Origin of the sequence: Leifsonia sp. SIMBA_070 (assembly GCF_046534635.1) — a bacterium.
GTDB lineage: Bacteria > Actinomycetota > Actinomycetes > Actinomycetales > Microbacteriaceae > Leifsonia.
On sequence record NZ_JAWRYK010000100.1, the window covers coordinates 1 to 334 of the forward strand.

Genomic DNA, 334 nt, shown 5'->3' on the forward strand with positions numbered 1-334 from the left:
CTTGCTGGGCGGCCGTCACATCCTGCTTGGTGGTTGTGAGGCTCGACTGCAGGCCGGTCATGGCCTGCCCCTGCGCACTCACAGCGCCTTCCACATCGGTTACCCGGGTGGTCACGCTCTGAACGGCCTGGGCATCCGCCTTGGTCTGCGCCACAGCCAGGGCATTGGCGGCGGCTGCAGCGGCGTCGGTGGCCACCTTGTCGGTAACGGCCACCCAGGTGCTGCCATTCCAGCGCTTGGGCGTGTTGGCATTGCCCGTGGTATCGATCCACAGGTTTTGCGCCAAGCGCTTGTCGGCTGCAGGTGCGGTCGATCCGTAGATGACCTCACCCTT

General features: G+C 65.6%; 1 protein-coding gene. It reads right to left on the bottom strand.

What is annotated here, in order from left to right:
* Positions 1-334: hypothetical protein (locus tag SB754_RS19590; RefSeq protein ID WP_410784067.1), on the bottom strand; the 334-nt coding region annotated here is incomplete at both ends.